Annotated in this window: 18 protein-coding genes; 8 read left to right on the top strand and 10 right to left on the bottom strand. The window is 70.3% G+C overall.

Translation table 11 applies throughout. From position 1 onward, the window contains the following. The first annotated feature begins 54 nt into the window (after positions 1 to 54). On the top strand, positions 55 to 279 hold the full coding sequence (locus ACT2CW_RS20255) for an MbtH family protein (RefSeq protein WP_182468489.1): 225 nt from the start codon (positions 55 to 57) through the stop codon (positions 277 to 279). A 133-nt stretch (positions 280 to 412) separates the two neighbouring features. Beyond that, entirely contained in the window at positions 413 to 1,225 is an 813-nt protein-coding gene (locus tag ACT2CW_RS20250) for an alpha/beta fold hydrolase (RefSeq protein WP_182468488.1), read from the top strand. A gap of 104 nt (positions 1,226 to 1,329) precedes the next feature. Here the strand turns inward: ACT2CW_RS20250 and ACT2CW_RS20245 are convergent, their stop codons facing one another. Then, on the bottom strand, positions 1,330 to 3,522 hold the full coding sequence (locus ACT2CW_RS20245) for an MMPL family transporter (RefSeq protein ID WP_445517665.1): 2,193 nt from the start codon (positions 3,520 to 3,522) through the stop codon (positions 1,330 to 1,332). Positions 3,523 to 3,905: 383 nt separating this feature from the next. On the opposite strand from ACT2CW_RS20245, the gene ACT2CW_RS20240 reads away from it, so the two are divergent. Further along, positions 3,906 to 4,934: an ornithine cyclodeaminase family protein gene (locus ACT2CW_RS20240; RefSeq protein ID WP_445517664.1), complete on the top strand. Its 1,029-nt coding sequence runs from the start codon at positions 3,906 to 3,908 to the stop codon at positions 4,932 to 4,934. Between the two features lie 139 nt (positions 4,935 to 5,073). Here ACT2CW_RS20240 and ACT2CW_RS20235 read toward each other — a convergent pair whose 3' ends face one another. The 3 genes from ACT2CW_RS20235 to ACT2CW_RS20225 all read right to left on the bottom strand — a co-directional run bounded on the left by ACT2CW_RS20235 (position 5,074) and on the right by ACT2CW_RS20225 (position 7,675). Continuing rightward, positions 5,074 to 5,718: a response regulator gene (locus tag ACT2CW_RS20235; protein WP_164422414.1), complete on the bottom strand. Its 645-nt coding sequence runs from the start codon at positions 5,716 to 5,718 to the stop codon at positions 5,074 to 5,076. Further along, on the bottom strand, positions 5,709 to 6,926 hold the full coding sequence (locus tag ACT2CW_RS20230; protein WP_445517663.1) for a sensor histidine kinase: 1,218 nt from the start codon (positions 6,924 to 6,926) through the stop codon (positions 5,709 to 5,711). Before ACT2CW_RS20230 ends, ACT2CW_RS20235 begins: the two co-directional genes overlap by 10 nt. Before the next feature lie 92 nt (positions 6,927 to 7,018). Next, positions 7,019 to 7,675, bottom strand: coding sequence for a DedA family protein (locus ACT2CW_RS20225; protein WP_445517662.1), 657 nt, complete (start codon positions 7,673 to 7,675; stop codon positions 7,019 to 7,021). 205 nt (positions 7,676 to 7,880) lie between these two features. Here ACT2CW_RS20225 and ACT2CW_RS20220 point away from each other — a divergent pair, with 205 nt between their 5' ends. From ACT2CW_RS20220 to ACT2CW_RS20200, 5 genes are all read left to right on the top strand, one after another. Next, on the top strand, positions 7,881 to 8,597 hold the full coding sequence (locus ACT2CW_RS20220; RefSeq protein WP_445517661.1) for a GntR family transcriptional regulator: 717 nt from the start codon (positions 7,881 to 7,883) through the stop codon (positions 8,595 to 8,597). A 99-nt stretch (positions 8,598 to 8,696) separates the two neighbouring features. Then, positions 8,697 to 9,986, top strand: coding sequence for an MFS transporter (locus ACT2CW_RS20215; RefSeq protein WP_445517660.1), 1,290 nt, complete (start codon positions 8,697 to 8,699; stop codon positions 9,984 to 9,986). A 35-nt stretch (positions 9,987 to 10,021) separates the two neighbouring features. Beyond that, the gene (locus tag ACT2CW_RS20210; protein ID WP_445517659.1) at positions 10,022 to 11,383 is read left to right on the top strand and encodes an acyclic terpene utilization AtuA family protein; all 1,362 of its coding nucleotides are present in this window, start codon (positions 10,022 to 10,024) and stop codon (positions 11,381 to 11,383) included. Between the two features lie 4 nt (positions 11,384 to 11,387). Further along, positions 11,388 to 11,696 carry a DUF4387 domain-containing protein gene (locus ACT2CW_RS20205; protein WP_445517658.1) on the top strand — a complete coding sequence of 103 codons (309 nt, stop codon included), beginning with the start codon at positions 11,388 to 11,390 and terminating at the stop codon, positions 11,694 to 11,696. Between the two features lie 285 nt (positions 11,697 to 11,981). Beyond that, a complete protein-coding gene (locus ACT2CW_RS20200; protein WP_445517657.1) occupies positions 11,982 to 12,377 on the top strand; it encodes a hypothetical protein in 396 nt (131 codons plus the stop codon). Positions 12,378 to 12,456: 79 nt separating this feature from the next. Here the strand turns inward: ACT2CW_RS20200 and ACT2CW_RS20195 are convergent, their stop codons facing one another. The 6 genes from ACT2CW_RS20195 to ACT2CW_RS20170 all read right to left on the bottom strand — a co-directional run bounded on the left by ACT2CW_RS20195 (position 12,457) and on the right by ACT2CW_RS20170 (position 18,476). Further along, the gene (locus ACT2CW_RS20195; protein ID WP_445517656.1) at positions 12,457 to 13,191 is read right to left on the bottom strand and encodes a YqjF family protein; all 735 of its coding nucleotides are present in this window, start codon (positions 13,189 to 13,191) and stop codon (positions 12,457 to 12,459) included. Positions 13,192 to 13,226: 35 nt separating this feature from the next. Continuing rightward, positions 13,227 to 14,402, bottom strand: a complete 1,176-nt coding sequence (locus ACT2CW_RS20190; RefSeq protein WP_445517655.1) for a CaiB/BaiF CoA transferase family protein — start codon at positions 14,400 to 14,402, stop codon at positions 13,227 to 13,229. A 77-nt stretch (positions 14,403 to 14,479) separates the two neighbouring features. Continuing rightward, entirely contained in the window at positions 14,480 to 15,448 is a 969-nt protein-coding gene (locus tag ACT2CW_RS20185; protein WP_445517654.1) for an acetylxylan esterase, read from the bottom strand. 138 nt (positions 15,449 to 15,586) lie between these two features. Continuing rightward, a complete protein-coding gene (locus tag ACT2CW_RS20180) occupies positions 15,587 to 16,630 on the bottom strand; it encodes a LacI family DNA-binding transcriptional regulator (protein WP_182468477.1) in 1,044 nt (347 codons plus the stop codon). Between the two features lie 218 nt (positions 16,631 to 16,848). Continuing rightward, entirely contained in the window at positions 16,849 to 17,685 is an 837-nt protein-coding gene (locus ACT2CW_RS20175; protein WP_432046085.1) for an amino acid ABC transporter ATP-binding protein, read from the bottom strand. Positions 17,686 to 17,690: 5 nt separating this feature from the next. Beyond that, on the bottom strand, positions 17,691 to 18,476 hold the full coding sequence (locus ACT2CW_RS20170) for an amino acid ABC transporter permease (protein WP_086881762.1): 786 nt from the start codon (positions 18,474 to 18,476) through the stop codon (positions 17,691 to 17,693). Positions 18,477 to 18,479: the final 3 nt, after the last annotated feature.

Genomic DNA, 18,479 nt, shown 5'->3' with positions numbered 1-18,479 from the left:
ACCGTGAATGTACGTCAAACGCAAGAGAAGAATTCTTCGAGAAGGAGCGATCTCATGAGCACCAACCCCTTCGAGGACCCCGAGGGCACCTATCTCGTGCTCGTCAACGATGAGGGGCAGCACTCTTTGTGGCCGGCGTTCGTCGAGGTTCCTCAGGGCTGGCGCACGGTCCTGGCCGACGCCACGCGGGACGCGGCGCTCGAATACGTCAACACCCATTGGACCGATATGCGCCCCAAGAGCCTGATTCAGGCCATGGAAGGCGCCGGCGCGGCCTGAGCCGCGGCGCCGCCGCACCCGCTGGACCGCCGTGTGGCCCGCCCCGCCGGGACGCCTCCGACGCGTCGCGCCCGATGGGCGGGCCACACCCATGCCCGCGTACCCGGAAGACCAAGGAGAAGGGAGGAGCGAGATGCCGGTCATCGATGTCAACGGAATACAGCTCCACTACGAGGAAGCCGGCGAGGGCGAGCCGGTCGTGATGATCCAGGGGACCGGCGCCGGCCGCACCGTGTGGCAACTGCACCAGGTGCCCGCCCTCACCGCGGTCGGATTCCGCGTGATCACCCTCGACAACCGGGGCATACCGCCGACCTCGGAGTGCCCTGAGGGGTTCACCCTCCAGGACATGGTCGGCGATGTGGCGGGGCTCATCGAGTACCTCGGGATCGGTCCGTGCCGGGTCGTCGGCACGTCCCTGGGCGCCTTCGTCACCCAGGAACTCGCGCTGTCGAGGCCCGATCTGGTGCGCCAGGCCGTCCTCATCGCCACCCGGGGCCGCACCGACGCGCTGCGGGCCGCCCTCACGCGTGCCGAGATCGAACTGTACGACGCCGGGGTGGAACTCCCGGTCCGGTACGCCGCCGTGGTGAGAGCCCTGAAGTCGCTGTCCCCGCGCACCCTCGACAACGAGGCGGCCATGGCCGACTGGCTCGACCTGTTCGAGCTCTCGCCCGCGGGCGGTCCGGGACATCGGGCCCAGATGGACTTGAGCACGCTGGACCACCGACTCGAGGCATACCGGGGCATCCGGGTCCCCTGTCAGGTCATCGCCTTCGCGGACGACCTGATCACTCCTCCGCACCTGGCCCGCGAGGTCGCCGACGCCATCCCGGGAGCCGAGTACGAACTCATCGAGGGCTGCGGGCACTACGGCTATCTGGAAGACCCCACGACGGTGAACAAGGCGATGGTGGAGTTCCTCACCGGGACGGCCGCCCACTGACGGCCATGGGGAAGCCGGACGGCACGGGAACGAGGGGAGGGGGGAGGCGCCCGACCGGGGGTATCGGGACGGCCCTCCCCCCTCGTCAAGGGGCGGTTCGGCGACTACCGCCGCCGGTGGCCGGGCGGGAACGCGCTGGGCGCCTCGTCCCTGCCCGTCCCTGGCGCGCGGGATGGTGCGTACGAGGCCGCCGGCACATCGGCACCGCCGCCGGCCGGAGCCGACCCGGGGGAGCGCCGCCGACCGGTTCTGGACGTGCCGCCGGGCCACCAGTTCCACGGGCCGAGTGCCGTCATCAGCGCCGGCAGCACGAAGATCCGGATGACCACGGCGTCCAGCGTGATCGCCGCCGCGAGTCCCACGCCCAGCTGTTTGAACTCGACCGCGTTGAGCGTGCCGAAGATCGAGAACACGGCGACCATGACGATCGCGGCACTGGTCACGACGCCCGCCGAGCGGACGATGCCCTCTCGTACCGAGTCCTTCACGGACGCGCCGGCCAGGGCCATCTCGCGGATCCGGCTGACCACGAACACGTGATAGTCCATGGACAGCCCGAAGAGCACCACGAACAGGAACAGCGGAAGCCAGGACACCACCGTGCCCGAGCTGTCGAAGTCGAGCAGGCCCTCCGCCCAGGTGTGCTGGAAGACCGCCACCAGGACACCGAACGAGGCCGCGGCGGAGAGCAGGTTCAGCAGCACCGCGGACAGCGCCACGGCCAGAGAGCGAAAGATCACCGCCATGGTGCCGAAGGTCAGCAGCAGCACGAAGCCCACCACCCAGGGCATGCGCTCCTCCAGATGGGCCGTGAAGTCGGCGCCCTGGGCCACCGCGCCGCCGACCGCGCTCTCGGCGTCCGGAACCTCCTCCAGCGCCTGGGGAACCCATCCGCGCAGCACCTTCATCGACTCGGTGGCCTTGGGGTTCTTCGGCGGGTACGGCGTGCCCACATCGACGGTGTGCACCCGGCGGTCCCCGGACTCGCGGATCACCGGCGTCTGGTCATGGGCGAACAGGCTGTTTCCCTCGGCACGGGCGATCAGCCCCCGCAGGGCCGCCTCGACCTGCCCGGCCTCGTCGGCGGGGGCCCGTACCGCCACCTTGTGCACGGTTCCCTCGCTCGGGAAGGCGGCGGTGAGCCGGTCCGTCGCCCGTACGATCGGGATGTCCCGTGACAGGTCGTCCTGGCCGGGCTGCTTGAGTTTCATGTCCAGGGCGGGCAGGGCGAGCAGCAGCAGCGCGCCGATCGAAACCACCAGCGTGAGAACCGGTTTGAGCAGCGCCGGGCGCAGCAGCGCCGGCCACATCCGCGACTCGCCGGAGCGCATCGTGAGCCGCCACAGGAACGGCACCCGGGGCCGGTCCACCCAGCGGCCCAGCTTGGCGAGGAGGGCGGGCAGCACGGTCACCGAGCCGAGGACCGCGACCGCCACGACGATGATGGAACCGGTGGCCAGGGAGGCGAAGGTGGCCTCCTGGGCCAGGTACAGCCCGGCCATCGCCACGATCACGGTGGTGCCGGACACCACGACCGTGTGCCCCGACGTCTCCGCGGCGATCTCGATGGCGTCGAGGTGGGACTTGCCCTTACGGCGCTCCTCCCGCTCCCGCTTGAGATAGAAGAGGGAGTAGTCGACGCCGACGGCCATGCCCATGAGCAGGATGACATTGCTCACCGCGCTGGTCTCCGGCAGCACGTGTGAGGCCAGGGACGACAGGCCCATCGCGGAGACCACACAGGACAGCGCGAGCAGCACCGGCACTCCGGCGGCGATGATCGCGCCGAAGACCACCAGCAGGATCAGCAGGGTCAGCGGAACGCTGATCAGCTCGGCCCTTCTGAAATCCTCGCCGATGGTGTCCGACATGCCCTTCACCGTGGAACCGTCGCCCACCTGCTCGATCGTGAGACCGTCGTCGGCGCGATCGGCCTCGGCGCTCACGTCCAGCAGCGGGCGGACCCGGTCCATGGCGTCGTCCTCGTCACCGGTCATGGTCACCGGTACCAGCAGGGCCTTGCCGTTCGGCGCGGGGACCGGCTCACCGACGCTCCGCACCTCGGGCAGGTCCTTCATCCGGTCGGTGATGTCCTGGGCCGCTCGCCGCGCCGCCCGCCGGTCCAGCTTCCCGCCGGAATCGGCGGTGATGAGCACGTTCTCCTCGGGCCGCTCGGTGAAATCCCCCGAAGAAACGATCTTGCCCGCCCGGCCCGACTCCCGGACCCCGGACTCCTCGGAATCGAGCTTGTTCGAACCGGTGGCGCCGCCGAGGAAGAGACACAGGGCGACGAACACGACCCACAGTCCGATCGCCGACCACGGGTGTGTGGCGCTCCAACGGGCAACCCGTAACGTCGCCGGTTTCTTTCGCACCGTCTCTATCCTCCCAATATCGCCGCACCGCCGGGGCGGCTGACGGATTTATGACGGTGAAACGTTAGTTCCGTGGCCCGGACGTCGATACGGGGTAAACCGCCTGGGTAGTCATTGTTTCCCGCAACTGTCACCCTGTGGTTCCCCGCAGGGTGACGGCTGCGGGAAACCGTACTCGCCCAGGCGAAAACTTGACCGGAGGAAACCGCGGCCATTAGTTTCATATCCCGGTTCGTCCTTTCCGATGGATCGAAAAATCCATTGGCAAGTAAATGCCGCACCATTATGCGAATCAAGGGGAAACAATGGAAACCACGGTCCTCACTCGGCAGCATGTTGCCAAGATCGTCCAGGAGAAGGGATTAGACCTTTTCATGGACCGGATGATCGACCGGCTCGATGAGGCGTTCCGTGAGGAAAGCCGACGGGGCATCACCCCGGCGCGGGACGGATTCCTGCGCGGTCCGGAGAACACGGCCATCCTCGAATGGATGCCGCACCACCAGCCCGGCGACTCGATCACCATCAAGACCGTGGCGTACACCCCCACGAACCCGACCACCCACCAACTGCCCACCATCGTGGGCACGATGGCTCGCTACGACGACGAGACCGGCCGTCTGCTGGCCATCGGCGACGGCATCCTGCCCACCGCCGTCCGCACCGGCGCCGCCTCCGCCATCGCGAGCCGTCTGCTGGCCCGCCCCGGCAGCCGGGTCCTCGGCCTGGTGGGCGCCGGCGCCCAGGCGGTGACCCAGACCCACGCCCTGAGCCGGGTCTTCCCGCTGGACCGCGTCCTCGTCCACGACATCGAGCCCGCTCACGCCGCGTCCTTCGCCGAGCGGGTGGAATTCCTCGGAATCGACGTGGAGGTGGCGCCGGTCAGGGAGATCGAGGCGGCATCGGACATCATCTGCACCGTCACCTCGGTCGGGGTCGGGGACGGTCCGGTCCTCCAGGGCGAGCGGCTGCGCCCGCACGTCCACATCAACGCCATAGGCGCCGATCTGATCGGCAAGTACGAGGTGCCGCGGTCCGTGCTGAAGTCCGCCTTCGTCACCCCGGATCACCGGGGGCAGGCGCTGCGCGAGGGCGAGTGCCAGCAGCTCGACGCCGACGACCTGGGCCCGGAGCTGCCCGTGCTGTGCGCCGACCCGGCGCTCGCCGAGGCGCGGCGGGAGGGGCTGACCGTCTTCGACTCCACCGGATTCGCCCTGGAGGACCGCGTCGCCTTCGATGTGCTCCTCGAACTCGCGGAGGAAGCCGGCATCGGCGACCGGGTGCAGCTGGAACACCTGCCGGAGGACGCGCTCAACCCGTACTCCTTCCAGTGACCGAACCGGGCTGTGCCCGCCCGGACATGGCCGGGCCGCGAACAGCCCGGCGGTGTGCCAGGCGCCGAGAGGTGTTCGACGGCATGTGGGACGACGTCGTCGGGCACCTCGGTACGCGTGCCGTCACCGGTCGCGCGCCTCAGGACTCCAGATACCGCAGGACCGCCAGGATCCGCCGGCTGTAGCCTGCGGTGTGCGACAGCTCCAGCTTGTCGAAGATCGTGTTGAGGTTCTTCTCCACCGAACTCAGCGAGATGTGCAGCTTCTGCGCGATGGCCGTGTTGGTGTGACCCTGCGCCAGGGTCTCCAGGACACTTCGCTCGCGCGGGGTGAGCTGGGCGAGCGGGTCACCGTGCGTGGTACGGATGACCAACTGGCGCACGACCTCCGGGTCGATGGCCGCGCCGCCCGCGTGAATCCGCTCCAGCGCGTCCAGGAACTCCTCGACCTGGGCGACGCGGTCCTTCAGCAGATACCCGACCCGCTCCGCGTTGGCGGCCAGCAACTGGGCCGCGTAGTTGCGCTCCACATGCTGGGACAGCACGAGCAGGCTTATCCGGGGCCAGCGCTTGCGGATCTCCAAGGCGGCCCGCAACCCGTCGTCGGTGTGGGTCGGCGGCATCCGGATGTCGACGACGACCATGTCGGGCGTCTGCTCCTCGACCTCCTTCATGAGGGACACCGCGTCGCCCACCGCCGCGACGACCTCATGGCCCTCCTCGACGAGCAGACGTACCAGCCCCTCCCGTAGCAGGGTCGAGTCCTCGGCGAGGATCACGCGCATGGAAGCTCCGCGGTAATGGTCGTGGGTCCCCCGAGGGGGCTGTCGATGTGCAGCAGACCGTCGAGCGCGCCCACCCGGCTGCGCAGCCCGGTGAGGCCGCTGCCCGATGGGTCCGCCCCACCGGTGCCATTGTCCTCCACCCGCACCAGGAGCACCGCTCCGTACAACGCGAGCCGGATGGAAATCGCCGTGGCACCGGAGTGCTTGGCCGCGTTGGTCACGCACTCCGACACCACGAAGTACGCGGCGGTCTCCACCGTCTGCGGCAGCGTACGGTCGACCTCGAAGTCCATGCGGATGGGAATGGAGCACCGCTCGGAGACCCCGCTGAGCGCTTCCCTCAGCCCCAGGCTGTCCAAGGCGGACGGATAGATCCGCCACGTCGCCTCACGGAGTTCGGTGATGACCTCCTGGGACTCCTGGTGCGCCTGGTGCAGCAAGGCGTCCACCTGCTCGGGGTTGCGGCCACGGCTGCGGCGCGCCCGGCCGAGCAGCATGGCGAGTGCCACCAGGCGCTGCTGGATGCCGTCGTGGAGATCGCGCTCGATGCGGCGGCGCTCGGCGTCGACGGCTTGGACGACCGCGGCCCGGCTGGTGGCCAGTTCGTCGATGCGCTGCCGCAGAAACTCCTGCTCGGACGGTCCGAAGCACTCGCGGGCCAGCTTGGCGTCCAGCGCCGCCAGGGAGTAGATGCCCTGCACGTCGAGGAAGAGCAGCACTCCGCCGAGCAGCGCCTGGGTGAGGAGTTCCTGGAGGTCGAGGCGGCCTTGGACCAACCGCACGGCCAGTACGGCGGCGAGGATGACACCGAACCCCAGCAGCCCCACGACGATGGTGTACAGCAGCCCCGTGTAGCTGCGGATCGCCAGATAGCGCAGGACCTTCTGGTCGGAGGACTTGTAGTGCTCGGGGAAACGATCTCCGTAGAAGACGAAGCGGCGCACCCGGTCCAGCCCCGCGACCCGGCGGGCCCCGGAGGCGAGCGCGGCCAGGGCGCGGGGCCGGGTGCGCGGCCACAGCAGGAAGGCCGCCAGGGCCGTGCCGACGATCAGCAAGTAGAGGAATCCGAGCAGGGCCGTACAGCAGCCGAGCAGCGCTCCCGGAATCTTGCGCGGCCACGAGGGTTCCGCCGCCCCTCCGCCGTCGTCCTCACCGGATGAGCCGAGAAACAGGTGATGAGTGGCGATTTTTGTCGAATCCCCCTGCACGGGGGCAGAGCCTAGCCCGGCCGCACAGCCCGGGCAAGATCGCCCGAGCTGTGGCGCGAGCACGGCGGAGGGGCCGGGGCGCGCGTCGTGGCTCATGAAGCGTGGCGCCGCCGGTCGCGCCCGCGGAAGCGCATGACCACGTAGACCACTATGGCCACCACGACCGCGGCCAGGACCACCTTGGAGAGCACACCGACGTAGGTCTCCACCTCGTCCCACTGATCGCCCAGCCAGTAACCGGCCATCACCAGCACCGTGTTCCAGACCAGGCTGCCCAGCGTGGTCAGCAGGGCGAAGACCGGCAGCGGCATGCGCTCGACCCCGGCCGGGATGGAGATGAGGCTACGGAAGATCGGCACCATGCGGCCGATGAACACCGCCTTGGTGCCGTGCCTTTCGAACCATTGCTCCGTACGGTCCAGATCGGACGTCTTCACCAGCGGCAGCTTCGCCCAGATGGCGTGCATGCGCCGGCGGCCGACGAGCATGCCGATCCAGTACAGCACCAGCGCGCCCACCACCGAGCCGAGCGTGGTCCAGAACAGCGCCGAGGCCAGGCTGATCACACCCTGACCCGCCGCGAACCCGGTCAGGGGCAGGATCACCTCGCTGGGCAGCGGCGGGAAGAGGTTCTCCAGCGCGATGGCCAGACCGGCTCCCGGACCGCCCATCGCGTCCACGAGGTCCGCGGCCCAGCCGGCGATGCCGTCCGAGGGCTCCTGGGGCAGGGCCAGGGTCATCAAGTGCATGCGTGGTCTCCAACATGGCGGTCCGGCGCCGGGGCGCCTCCCGCCCCGACGCCTGCCAATCTAGAAACCGCGGACCTGCGAGGACATGAGGATTGCCGCCCGACCCGGTGGTGTTCTCCGCAGCGCTGACCCTGCGGAAAACCGCCGTTGTCGCAGGAGCTTGGCCACATTGACTGTTTGCTATAGCAGAAGTACTCTCCTCGGCATGAGCGCTGACGCCCTGGGTTCCGTCGAGACCACGTCGCTGGCCGACCAGGCATACCGTCGGCTTCGGGACGCGATCCGCGGGGGCGTGCTGCGGCCGGGTGAGAAGATCACCGAGCGCGATCTGGCCGCCCGCCTCGGGGTCAGCCCGACCCCGGTCCGGGAGGCGCTGCGGCAGTTGGTGCACGAGAAGGTCGTCGAAAGGGCGGGGCCGCGTGCCCTGCGGATCGCCGACCACTCCTCGGCGGCCCGCTCCGAGATCGTGGAGGCCGAGGTCCGCCTGTCCGCCCTCATGGCGCGCCTCGCCGCCCGCAACGCCACCGCGGAGCAGCTCACCGGCCTGGTTTCACTGCTCGCCAGGACCGACCGGATCGTCGCCGGGATCGAGCAGACCGTCGCCGGGCAGGGTGTGGAAGCCGATGTGAGCGACGGGCTCGCGGCCGTCTTCCGTGAGCTGCGCCTGTTTCACCGTCAAGTGGAGGCGTGCGCGGGCAACCCCGTCCTGGAGGGCCTGCTGGATCAGGCCCGGGCCTTCAGCGACGAGGAGCGGCTGGACCTGACGGTGAGGCTCGCTCCCGAGCATGCCGAGGCGTTCCGCGCCCGCTATCACGAGCACCGCGAGTTGCTGGACGCTCTCCTCGAACGGGATGAGGACCGCGCCGAGGAGCTTGCCGCGCGGCATCACCGCGCCGCCCTCGCCCAGTTGTCCGGCGGCTGACCTTCGATCCGCCCGCCTCCTCGGCGTACGGGACACGTCGAGCGGCGATCCTCTTCCACATCCCGCTTGCTATAGCATATTGCGTAGGAGTCGCCACCCATGACGCTTGATTCCCCGCCCGACTCCCACGCGGCCATGACATCGTCCCGCCCGGCGGCGGGCGAGCGCATGAACCGCGGTGCGGTGCTCTGGGTGACCCTCGCGGTGTTCGCTCAGGAAGCGGTCTGGAACTTCTACGACGCCCAGGTCCCCGAGCAGTTGCGGCACTACTTCTCCTCCGCGGGCGTAATCGGGCTGATCATGGGCCTGGACCACTCCTGGGGCATCCTCACCCAGCCGTCCGTCGGGTTCCTCTCCGACAAGCTCGCCCGCCGCCGCACCGGCCGGTGGCCGATCGTCCTGGTCGGCGCCGCGCTCGCCACCGTGCCGTTCGTCCTCATCCCCTGGGCCACGAACCTGCCGGCGCTGATGGTGTGCGTGGTCGGCTTCGCCGCGGTCGCCAACGCCTTCAAGGGCGTCACCGAGACCCTGGTGACGGACTATGTCGCGCCGTCCGCCCGCGGCAAGGCCCAGGGCTTCGTCAAGGCCGGCGTCAGCCTGACCATCGTCGTCTCTTCCGTGATCAGCCTCCTGGTCGTCGACCGGTCACTCCATCTCGCCTTCGCGATCCCCCCGTTGCTGATGCTGATCGTGCTCGGGCTGTCCTGGGCCTTCCTCGGCCGCCGCCACACCGACGCACTCCTCCCCGACGAGGAGAAGACCGAGGACGTGCGGGAGTTCGGCTCTCCGTGGGCGGTGCTGAGGGACGCGCTGCGTTCTCCGTCCAGCCCGACACTGCTGCTGATGATCGGCATCTTCTGTTTCGCCGGCATGTGGTCGGCGCTGCGCTCGCTGATGACCCCCTACGGTACGCAGGTTCTCGGCCTGACCCGCGGTGCGGCCGGCGGCCTCGTTCTGCCGGGCGCGGTCGCGTTCCTGGTGTCGGTGCTGCCGATCGCCTACGCCTCCCACCGGCTCGGGCAGTTGCGCGCGGTGCGCTACGGCGTCGTCCTGTTCATCGCCGGAGTCCTGGTCGGCTTCGCCGTCCCCACCGCCCCGGGCACGGTCACCGCGATGGTGCTCTCCTCTCTCGGGTACGCGTCCTTCGCGGTCAACGCGCTTGTCGCGCTGTGGAATCTCGCGCCGACGCGGAAGGTGCTGGGCACCTACACCGCCCTCTACACCATCGCCTCCGCGTCCGGCATGGCGCTGGGCCCGGCCATCCTCGGCACCACGGTCGACCTGACCGGCTGGCGCTGCATGTTCCTCAACGCCGCCGTAGCCGCCGGCGTCACCTTCCTCGTCTTCACCCGCCTGGCTCGACGCGCCCCCGACCGCGCCACCGCCTGAGGCCCCCTCCGGACGCGATGAAAGGCACCACCCTGATGGAACTCCGTATCCTGGCCCCCACCGGCGCGCTCGGTGCCGGGTTCGACGCCGACGCGCTCGCGCGCGGCCTCGCCGCCCGCCCGGACGTGATCGCCTGCGACGCCGGCTCCACCGATTCCGGCCCCGCCGCCCTCGGCTCGGGCATCCCGAAGCTCTCCGCCCAGGCGGTCACCCGCGATCTGCGACTGCTCCTGAAGGCCCGTGACCAACTCGGCGTGCCACTGATCATCGGCTCCTGCGGCACCTCCGGCCGCGACGCGGGAGTCGACCAGGTCGCCTCCCTCACCCGCGCCATCGCCACGGAAGAGCACCTGCGCTTCAAGCTCGGCCTGATCTACGCCGACCAGCCCGCCCAGCGCCTGAAGGACCTCTACGACACGGGCCGGATCCGGCCCCTGGCGAACGCGCCGGAGATCGACCGGGAACTGTTCGAACGCGGCCACACCGTCGCGATGATGGGCGTCGAACCCCTCCAGGAAGCCCTCCGGAAGGGCTGCGACGTCATCCTCGCCGGCCGAGCCAGCGACACCGCCCTGTTCGCGGCGCTGCCCCAGCTGCGAGGTGCCGACCCGGGCCTGACCTGGCACATGGCCAAGACCATCGAGTGCGGCGCCGCCTGTGCCATCCCGCCGTCCGCCAACGGCCTGCTCGCCACCCTGCGGGACGACCACTTCGACGTCACCACACTGGCCGCCGGCACCCGGCTGACCCCCCGTTCGGTCGCCGCCCACACCCTGTACGAAAACGCCGACCCCTATCACATCGCCGAACCCTCGGGCGTGCTGGACACCACCGAGGCGACCTACGAGCCGGTCGACGAACAGACCGTCCGCGTCCGCGGCGCCCGCTACCTCCCCGCCGACGACTACACCAACAAGCTCGAGGGCGCCGAACTCGTCGGCTACCAGACCGTCATCATCGGCGGCGTACGCGACCGAGTCGTCATCGACGCCCTCCCCAAGCTCCTGCCGATCGCCCGGCGGTACTTCGACGCCAAGATCCTCGACGTCTTCCACGGCGAGGTCGACCCCGCCGACATCGACATCGACTACCGCCTCTACGGCGCCGGAGCCGTCCTCGCCGGGAACGAACCCGATCCGCTCACCCCACGCGAACTCGGCGTCCTGATCACGGTCACCGCACCCGACCAGGAGACCGCCCACGCCATCGCCACCTTCGTCGCCCACGCCAGCAGCCACCTGCCCATCGCCGAGTACGACGGCCTGGTCTCCACCCTCGCCTACCCCTACTCCCCACCCGAGATGGACCGCGGAGCCCTGTACCGCTTCACCCTCAACCACGTCGCCACCGGCATCACGCCCACCGAACTGTTCCGCACCGTCACCGAGGAGCTGTGACCCCATGACCACCCTTCTCGACTACTGCTCCCTGATCCGCTCGAAGAACGCCGGCCCCTTCACCCTCACCTTCGACTTCATGTGCCACGACCGGACCGCCTACGACGCCCTCATCGCCACCGGCTTCCTCAACAAGAACCTCTTCGCCACCCTTTACGGCGTTCCCCCCGGCCAGATCCTCCTCGTCCACCACCCCCTGGCCCTCGCCGTCAAGGTCTCCCTGCCCCGGCCCACCGTCCAGGGCGGCCCGCACGACACCGACTGCTACGCCGGCCAGCAGTACGCGCCACTCATGGACATGGAAATCGCCTAGACATAATGCGGAACGCCGGACGACGAGGAACCACTGAGGAAGCGTGAGCACATGGGAATGACCAGGTCGAAGAAGAATGCCGTCGGCTGGATCGTCGGCATATGTGTGATGGCCGCGGGGTCGGCCCTCGTGGGGTGTTCGGCGGACTCGACGAAGACAGAGGACACGAAGGGCACGAAGGCTACGAAGAGCACGAAGGGCCCCGACTCGACCGCCAGTGCCACTGCGTCCCCGAAGGGGCAGTCCGGCGGTCAGTCCACGGCGCAGGGGGCGGTGGCCGCGTGGGTGACCGCGGTCGTCGAGGACCGTCCCAAGGAGGCCTGCCTGGTCATGGCGACACCGGCCGGCGACGGGTCTCCCGCGAAGCCCGGCACCGAGGCGAGGTGCGGAGGCAAGGGGCCGGAGGCACAACGGATGAAGGAACAAATCCATCGCATGCACACCTCGTTCACGCCCGACCAGCCGAAGAGTCCCCCGACGGTGAAGGTCGCCGAGGTGCCGGTCACGGACAAGAAGGCGACCGTCGACGGTGACCAGGTCACCGTGGACGGCCGGACATTGAAGGCCATCGTCCTGTCGCACTCCACCGGAGTGGAGAAGGACCAGGTCGGTATCAGGATCGAGGCCGGCGTCGTGGAAGGTCGCTGGTACGTGACCAATCTGGGTCTTTCCGTCGGCTGACGACGATGCCCTCGACGTCGTCATGTACGCCGTCGAGGGCATCCGCCGCGACAGCGAAAAGCACGCGGATGTCCTGGGCTCATGCGCGTTGCGGGGTCCCGAAGCGCACGGCGACCCCGGGGGAGTAGAGCACACTCACCGGCGGGCCCGTCATGGGCGGCAGGCCCGCGGTGGTGATCAGGCCGTCGTCGAGATCGAGCAGCTCGGCCCGGTGCAGCGGCCACGGTGCGTGGTCGTTCGGCAGATGCACCGTGCGGCCGTGCCAGGAGACGTGCAGACCCCACCGGGCGGTCAGGAAGCGCTCCAGCCGTGTGGGCTCCGCGATGGCCCCGCCTATCCGCACCACGGCCCGGCTCGTGCGGCCCCGGGCCGCCGGGCGTCCGCGCGGGCCGCAGCTGTAGGTGATCACGTCGTTCTCCCGGCGCAGCCGCATCGTGGACCACCGATAGGGCAGCCGGACGGTGAGCCGGCCCACCAGCACGGGGAGCAGCCGGGCCGCGTCCAGGGACCGGAACACCACACCGCGCCGGCCCCGCCCGTCCACCGAGTACAGCCGCACGTTCGTCTCGCAGAACGTGCCCAGATACGGCAGGCCGGGCCCCGGCCCGAAGCCCACGCCGCGCATCAGGAACGGGACCAGCCCGACATAGCTGACACCGTCGAGGGTGTCGGGGCGCGTACCGGCAGGCAGCAGCGGGGCCACCCGCTCCGGCTCCACCGGCCAGTGCAGGAAGGTGAGTTCATCCCAGCGCTGGACCAGCGTCGGCCGTCGCACGGGCCGTGGCGTGGACGGGGTGACCGGCTCGATCTCCATGGCCGGTGTCCTAGCACAGGAGGTCGAGCCACCCATCAGGCGGGTCCCGGATTCCCGGGGCGGGGGACCGGTTCGGAGAACTCGGCGCGCACCGCCTCCGTGTGCTCGCCGAGCCCCGGGACCGGCCGCATCGGTGCCCTGCGGCCCGCCACCTCCACCGGTGGCAGCAGGCCCCGCAGCGGTCCGACCGGGGAGCCGAACTCGCCCCAGCGGTCCCGGGCGTCGAACTGGGGGTGGGCGGCGAACTCCGCGAGGTCGCGCAGCCGGGCGCTGGCGATACCGGCCCCGTCCAGCAGCGCGATCAGCCCCTCGGCGGTGTGGTCCGCGAAGCACGCCTCCAGCTCACCCGTCAGCTCCTCGTCATGGGTGCGGCGCAGCGGATTGTCCGCGAAGCGCGGATCGCGGATCAGCTCCGGGCGGCGGAGCACCCGCCCGCACAGGGCCACCCATTCACGGTCGCTCTGCACACTCAGGAACACCTGGGCGCCGTCCCCGCAGCGGTAGGCGCCGTACGGCGAGATGGACGGATGGCGGGCGCCGCTGCGGACGACTCCGGCGCCGCCGTACGCCTGCGCGAAGAAGGGGTGGCCCATCCACTCGCCCAGCGCGTCCAGCAGGCTCACGCTCAGATCGGTCCCGGCGCCGGTGCGCTCCCGCTCGTACAGCGCGGTGAGAATGCCGGTGTAGGCGTACATCCCGCCCGCGATATCGGCGATCGAGATCCCGGGCCGGGCCGGGGCCTCCGGGCTGCCGGTGATCGACAGCAGCCCCGCCTCGCACTGGATCAGCAGGTCGTACGCCTTCTTCTCGCGGTACGGGCCGCTGTCCCCGTATCCCGAGATCGCGCAGGTGATCAGGCGGGGGTGGGCGGCCCGCAGCGGCTCCGCCCCCAGGCCCAGCCGGTTCACCGCGCCGGGCGCCAGATTGTGCACGAAGACATCGGCACGGGCGAGCATCGCCCCGAGCAGCGCCCGGTCGGTGGCGTCCTTGACGTCGAGGACGACGCTCTCCTTGCCGCGGTTGACCCAGACGAAATACGCCGACACGCCCTTGACCTCGCGGTCGTACTCGCGGGCGAAGTCCCCGCGCCCCGGCCGCTCCACCTTGATCACCCTGGCCCCCAGATCGGCGAGCTGACGGGTGGCGAACGGGGCGGCGACGGCCTGCTCCAGGGCGACGACGGTGATGCCTTCCAACGGCTGCGCGGGCACGGGCGGCTCCTTCGATGCGGGTAGCACCTGTCTACCCGCTGCCGGGCGGCGATCGAACGCCGCCCGGCACGTCCGGCTCAGCCCAGCAGTCGTCCCAGATAGGCGATCTGCTCGGCCTGCTGATGGGTGCCGCCGCCCTCGTGGCCGTTGAAGGACCACACCTTGAGGTCCTTCCTCCCGGCGTAGTGGTGATACGCGGCGAAGCCGCAGGAGGTCGGGGTGGTCTCATCGCGCAGGGCGGTCGAGAACAGCGCCGGCGCGTTGGCGCGGACCGCGAAGTTGAGCCCGTCGAAGTGGTCGAGCGTGGCGAACACGCGCTCGGCCAGCTCGCGCTGTCCGGCGCAGAACCGCGCCAGTTCACCATAGGGCTCCGCGTCGGTGATCTCGACCGCTCGCCGGATGTGGGTCATGAACGGCACATCCACCAGCGCCGCCGTCAGATCCGGCACCAGCCCGGCCGCCGCCAGGGCCAGCGCACCGCCCTGGCTGCCCCCGCTGACCACGATCCGCGCGGGGTCCACCAGCGGATGCTCACGGGCGGCCTCCACCGCGCGCACCGCGTCCGTGTACAGCCGCCGGTAGTAGTAGTCGTCCGGGGAGAGGACGCCATGGGTCATCTTGCCCGGTGTCTCGGGCCCGGTGCCGCCGACCGGATCGGGGGTGACGCCGGGGGAGTGCTGGACCCAGCCCTGGCCCCGGCTGTCCATCACGAAGACCGCGTAGCCCACCGACGGCCACAGCAGCCAGCTGTGCGGCAGCCCCCGGCCGCCGCTGTAGCCGAGGTACTGCACCACGCACGGCAGCGGGCCCGCCACGTCCCTGGGGGCCAGCAGCCAGCCGCGTATCCGATGCCCGCCGAAGCCGGAGAACTCCACGTCGTAGGTGTGCACACGGGTCAGTCCGGTGTCCTCCTCGGTGAACACCGCGTTCAGCTCGCGGGTGCGGGCCTCGGCGAGGGTCCGCTCCCAGAAGGCGTCGAAGCCGTCCGGCTCGGGCAGCGGGGGCCGGTAGGTGCGCAGCTGCTCCAGGGGCAGGTCGATGAACACGGTGGGCGGACCTCCGTAGCGATCGGTGCGGTGAAGGGGTGCGCGGTCAGGAGCCGATTGAGGAGTCGGGCCAGGGGCGGGGGAGGGGACGGGGGATACGGACTCGTCCGGTCATCCGTGCAGTGTTCGACCCCTCGGTCATAAGGGAGCGCGGAGTGGCGGAGCGGTACTGGACCGGACCATGAGCCGGGTGGACAGCTCGGTCCGGATGGCGTCCGGCACCTCGCCGGTCATCAGCCGCAGCAGCGTGCGCAGCGCCGCGCCCGCCATCTCCGACAGCGGCTGACGGACCGTCGTCAGCGCGGGCGTGATCCAGCGGGCCTGCGGCAGATCGTCGAAGCCCACGACGCTGATGTCCCGCGGCACCCTCAGCCCCCGCCCCCTGACCGCCTGGTACACACCCGGCACCATCTGGTCGGAGCAGACGAAGACGGCCGTGGGCGGCTCGGGCAGATCCAGCAGCTCACCCGTCCGGTGGCGCGCCCCGGCCTCGCTGATCTCGCCGTAGCGTACGTACGCCGACGGCACCGGTAACCCGGCCGCCGCCATCGCCGAACGGTAACCGGCGACCCGGCCGCCGTCGCGCACCGCCCGCCCCGGACCGCCCAGCACCGCGATCCGGCGGTGGCCAAGACCGATGAGGTGCTCGGTGGCGGCCATCCCGCCCTGCCAGTTGGCGGCCGCCACGGACGGCACTCCGGGCGGCGGGTCGCTCGCGGGGTCGATCAGCACAAACGGGATCCGCCGCTCGTCGAGCCAGGAGTACTGGGCGGGGGCGAGCTCGATGAGATGGAACAGCACACCCGAGCTGCCCCGGGCGTACAGCTTCTCCGGCCAGCCGTACTCGAGCCGGCCGCCCCGACTTCGGGTGGCCGCGGCCGAGACCACCACCTCGAGGCCCGCCTCGTGCGCGGCCTCCGCCGCGCCGTGCAGCACCGCCCCCGACCGGGCGCTGTCGAGTGAGTGCACCACCAGGTCGACGATCGCGGTCGGTTTGGGCGCCTCGCAGCGCGGCCTGCGGATGTACCCCAGGCGGTCCAGCACCTCGGTGACCCGGCGGCGGGTCTCGGGGGCCACGTCCTCCCGGCCGTTGACCACCTTCGACGCGGTCGGCACCGACACACCCGCCTCACGGGCGACGACCGCCAGCGTGGGCCCCGTCGATCCCGAGGAACGAGCCATTGAGACTCCCTTCTCCGACCGCCCACGTGGAACCCCTGACCGGGCAGCAACCGGTTACCAACCCTAAGGCCGCCTCAAGTCGCCGGGAAGACCCCGGTCGTCGAGGTGGCAGGCCCCCGACTCCTTGTCGCCGCCGCCCGCGACAAGGTTGCCCGCTTTTCACGCGGTCCCGGGAGCCGTCGACGCGTCGGCCCCGTGGACCCCGGCCCGCACGCGGCTCAGCGGTCGATCCGCGCTCCGTGCGGGCCCGTGTCCGGCACCTCCCCGACCCGCGCCGCGGCCGGGTTGAGCACCCGGGTGAGAAAGGCGCGGGTACGGGGGTGGACCGGATCGGACACGACCTGCTCCGGTCCGCCCTCCTCCACGATCATCCCGTCGTCCATGAACACGACCCGGTCGGCGACCTCCCGCGCGAAGCTCATCTCATGGGTGACGACCAGCATCGTCATCCCCTCGTCGGCCAGGGCGCGCATCACCGCGAGCACATCGCCGACCAGCTCCGGATCGAGCGCCGACGTCGGCTCGTCGAAGAGCATCAGCTCCGGGTCCATCGACAGCGCCCGGGCGATGGCCACCCGCTGCTGCTGCCCGCCCGACAGCTGCGCCGGATAGGCCGACTCCTTGTCGCTCAGGCCGACCCGCCGCAGGGTCTCCCGGCCGATCCGCGCCGCCTCCGCCTTGTCGCGGCGCAGCACCCGGCGCTGGGCGATGGTGAGGTTCTCCAGGGCCGTCAGATGCGGAAAGAGGTTGAACGCCTGGAACACCATGCCGATCCGCCGCCGCACCCGGTCGATGTCCACATCCGGGTCGGTGACCTCGGTCCCCGCCACGGTGACCGAGCCCGAGGTCGGCTCCTCCAGGAGGTTCACACAGCGCAGCAGCGTCGACTTGCCGGATCCGGACGGGCCGATGACACAGACCACCTCGCCCCGCCGGACGGTGAGATCGATGCCCTTGAGCACCTCCAGCTCACCGAAGGACTTGTGCAGACCCGCCACCCGGATGGCGACGCCGTCCGCCTCGCCGGTCCCCTTCGCCCCGGTCGTCTCCTTCACGCCCGTCACCTCGCCTTCGCCGCACGGGCCTCGAGCCGGCGCACCAGGTGGCCGAGCGGAACGGTGATGATCAGGTAGCACACCCCGGCCACCAGGATCGGGGTGAGGCTGCGGTGCTGATTCAGCGCGTCCCGGCCGAACTTGGACAGCTCGTACTGGTCCAGGGAGAGCCCCAGCAGATAGACCAGGGAGGAGTCCTTGGTCAGCAGCACCAGTTCATTGGTGAGCGGCGGCAGGACGATCCGGAACGCCTGCGGGATGATGATCGAGGCCATCGCCCGGCTGTGGGACATGCCCAGCGAACGCGCGGCCTCCATCTGCCCCTTGGGCACCGCCTGGATGCCCGCGCGCATCGTCTCCGCGATATAGGCGGCGCCGACGAGCCCCAGCGCCAGCATGACCGTGACATACCGGTCCAGCGCCACCTGGAAGGCGAGCGGCACCCCGAAGCCCAGCGCGATGAACACCAGCAGCGCGGGCACTCCGCGGAAGAACTCGATGTAGGCCACCGCCAGCCAGCGGTACGGCGGCACCTGCGAGAGCCGCATCAGCGCCAGCACCACGCCGAGGACCAGGCCGAAGCCGAAGCCGAGCAGGGTGTAGACGACGGTGTTGACCAGGGCGGTGGTGATGATGTCGGGAAACAGGGACCGGGCGACCTCGGCGTCGAAGAACGCGCGCCGCAGTTCACCCCAGTCCGCGGCCAGGACGATGGCGAGCAGCAGGGCGATCAGCACGGCGTACTGCACCGCTCGTATCGCCCGCACCCGCTGCCGGCGGGTCATTGCCATAAG

The sequence above is a fragment of the Streptomyces sp. NEAU-174 genome (assembly GCF_052665095.1).
Note: the sequence above shows the minus strand (reverse complement) of the source record. Positions and strands in the feature narration are given on the sequence as shown.

Coding starts and splice junctions, on each gene's coding strand:
- ACT2CW_RS20240 (WP_445517664.1), top strand. CDS start 3,906: ATGGAAACCACGGTCCTCACTCGGCAGCATGTTGCCAAGATCGTCCAG.
- ACT2CW_RS20205 (WP_445517658.1), top strand. CDS start 11,388: ATGACCACCCTTCTCGACTACTGCTCCCTGATCCGCTCGAAGAACGCC.
- ACT2CW_RS20180 (WP_182468477.1), bottom strand. CDS start 16,630: ATGGCTCGTTCCTCGGGATCGACGGGGCCCACGCTGGCGGTCGTCGCC.
- ACT2CW_RS20225 (WP_445517662.1), bottom strand. CDS start 7,675: ATGCACTTGATGACCCTGGCCCTGCCCCAGGAGCCCTCGGACGGCATC.
- ACT2CW_RS20235 (WP_164422414.1), bottom strand. CDS start 5,718: ATGCGCGTGATCCTCGCCGAGGACTCGACCCTGCTACGGGAGGGGCTG.
- ACT2CW_RS20170 (WP_086881762.1), bottom strand. CDS start 18,476: ATGGCAATGACCCGCCGGCAGCGGGTGCGGGCGATACGAGCGGTGCAG.
- ACT2CW_RS20220 (WP_445517661.1), top strand. CDS start 7,881: ATGAGCGCTGACGCCCTGGGTTCCGTCGAGACCACGTCGCTGGCCGAC.
- ACT2CW_RS20250 (WP_182468488.1), top strand. CDS start 413: ATGCCGGTCATCGATGTCAACGGAATACAGCTCCACTACGAGGAAGCC.
- ACT2CW_RS20255 (WP_182468489.1), top strand. CDS start 55: ATGAGCACCAACCCCTTCGAGGACCCCGAGGGCACCTATCTCGTGCTC.
- ACT2CW_RS20195 (WP_445517656.1), bottom strand. CDS start 13,191: ATGGAGATCGAGCCGGTCACCCCGTCCACGCCACGGCCCGTGCGACGG.
- ACT2CW_RS20210 (WP_445517659.1), top strand. CDS start 10,022: ATGGAACTCCGTATCCTGGCCCCCACCGGCGCGCTCGGTGCCGGGTTC.
- ACT2CW_RS20215 (WP_445517660.1), top strand. CDS start 8,697: ATGACGCTTGATTCCCCGCCCGACTCCCACGCGGCCATGACATCGTCC.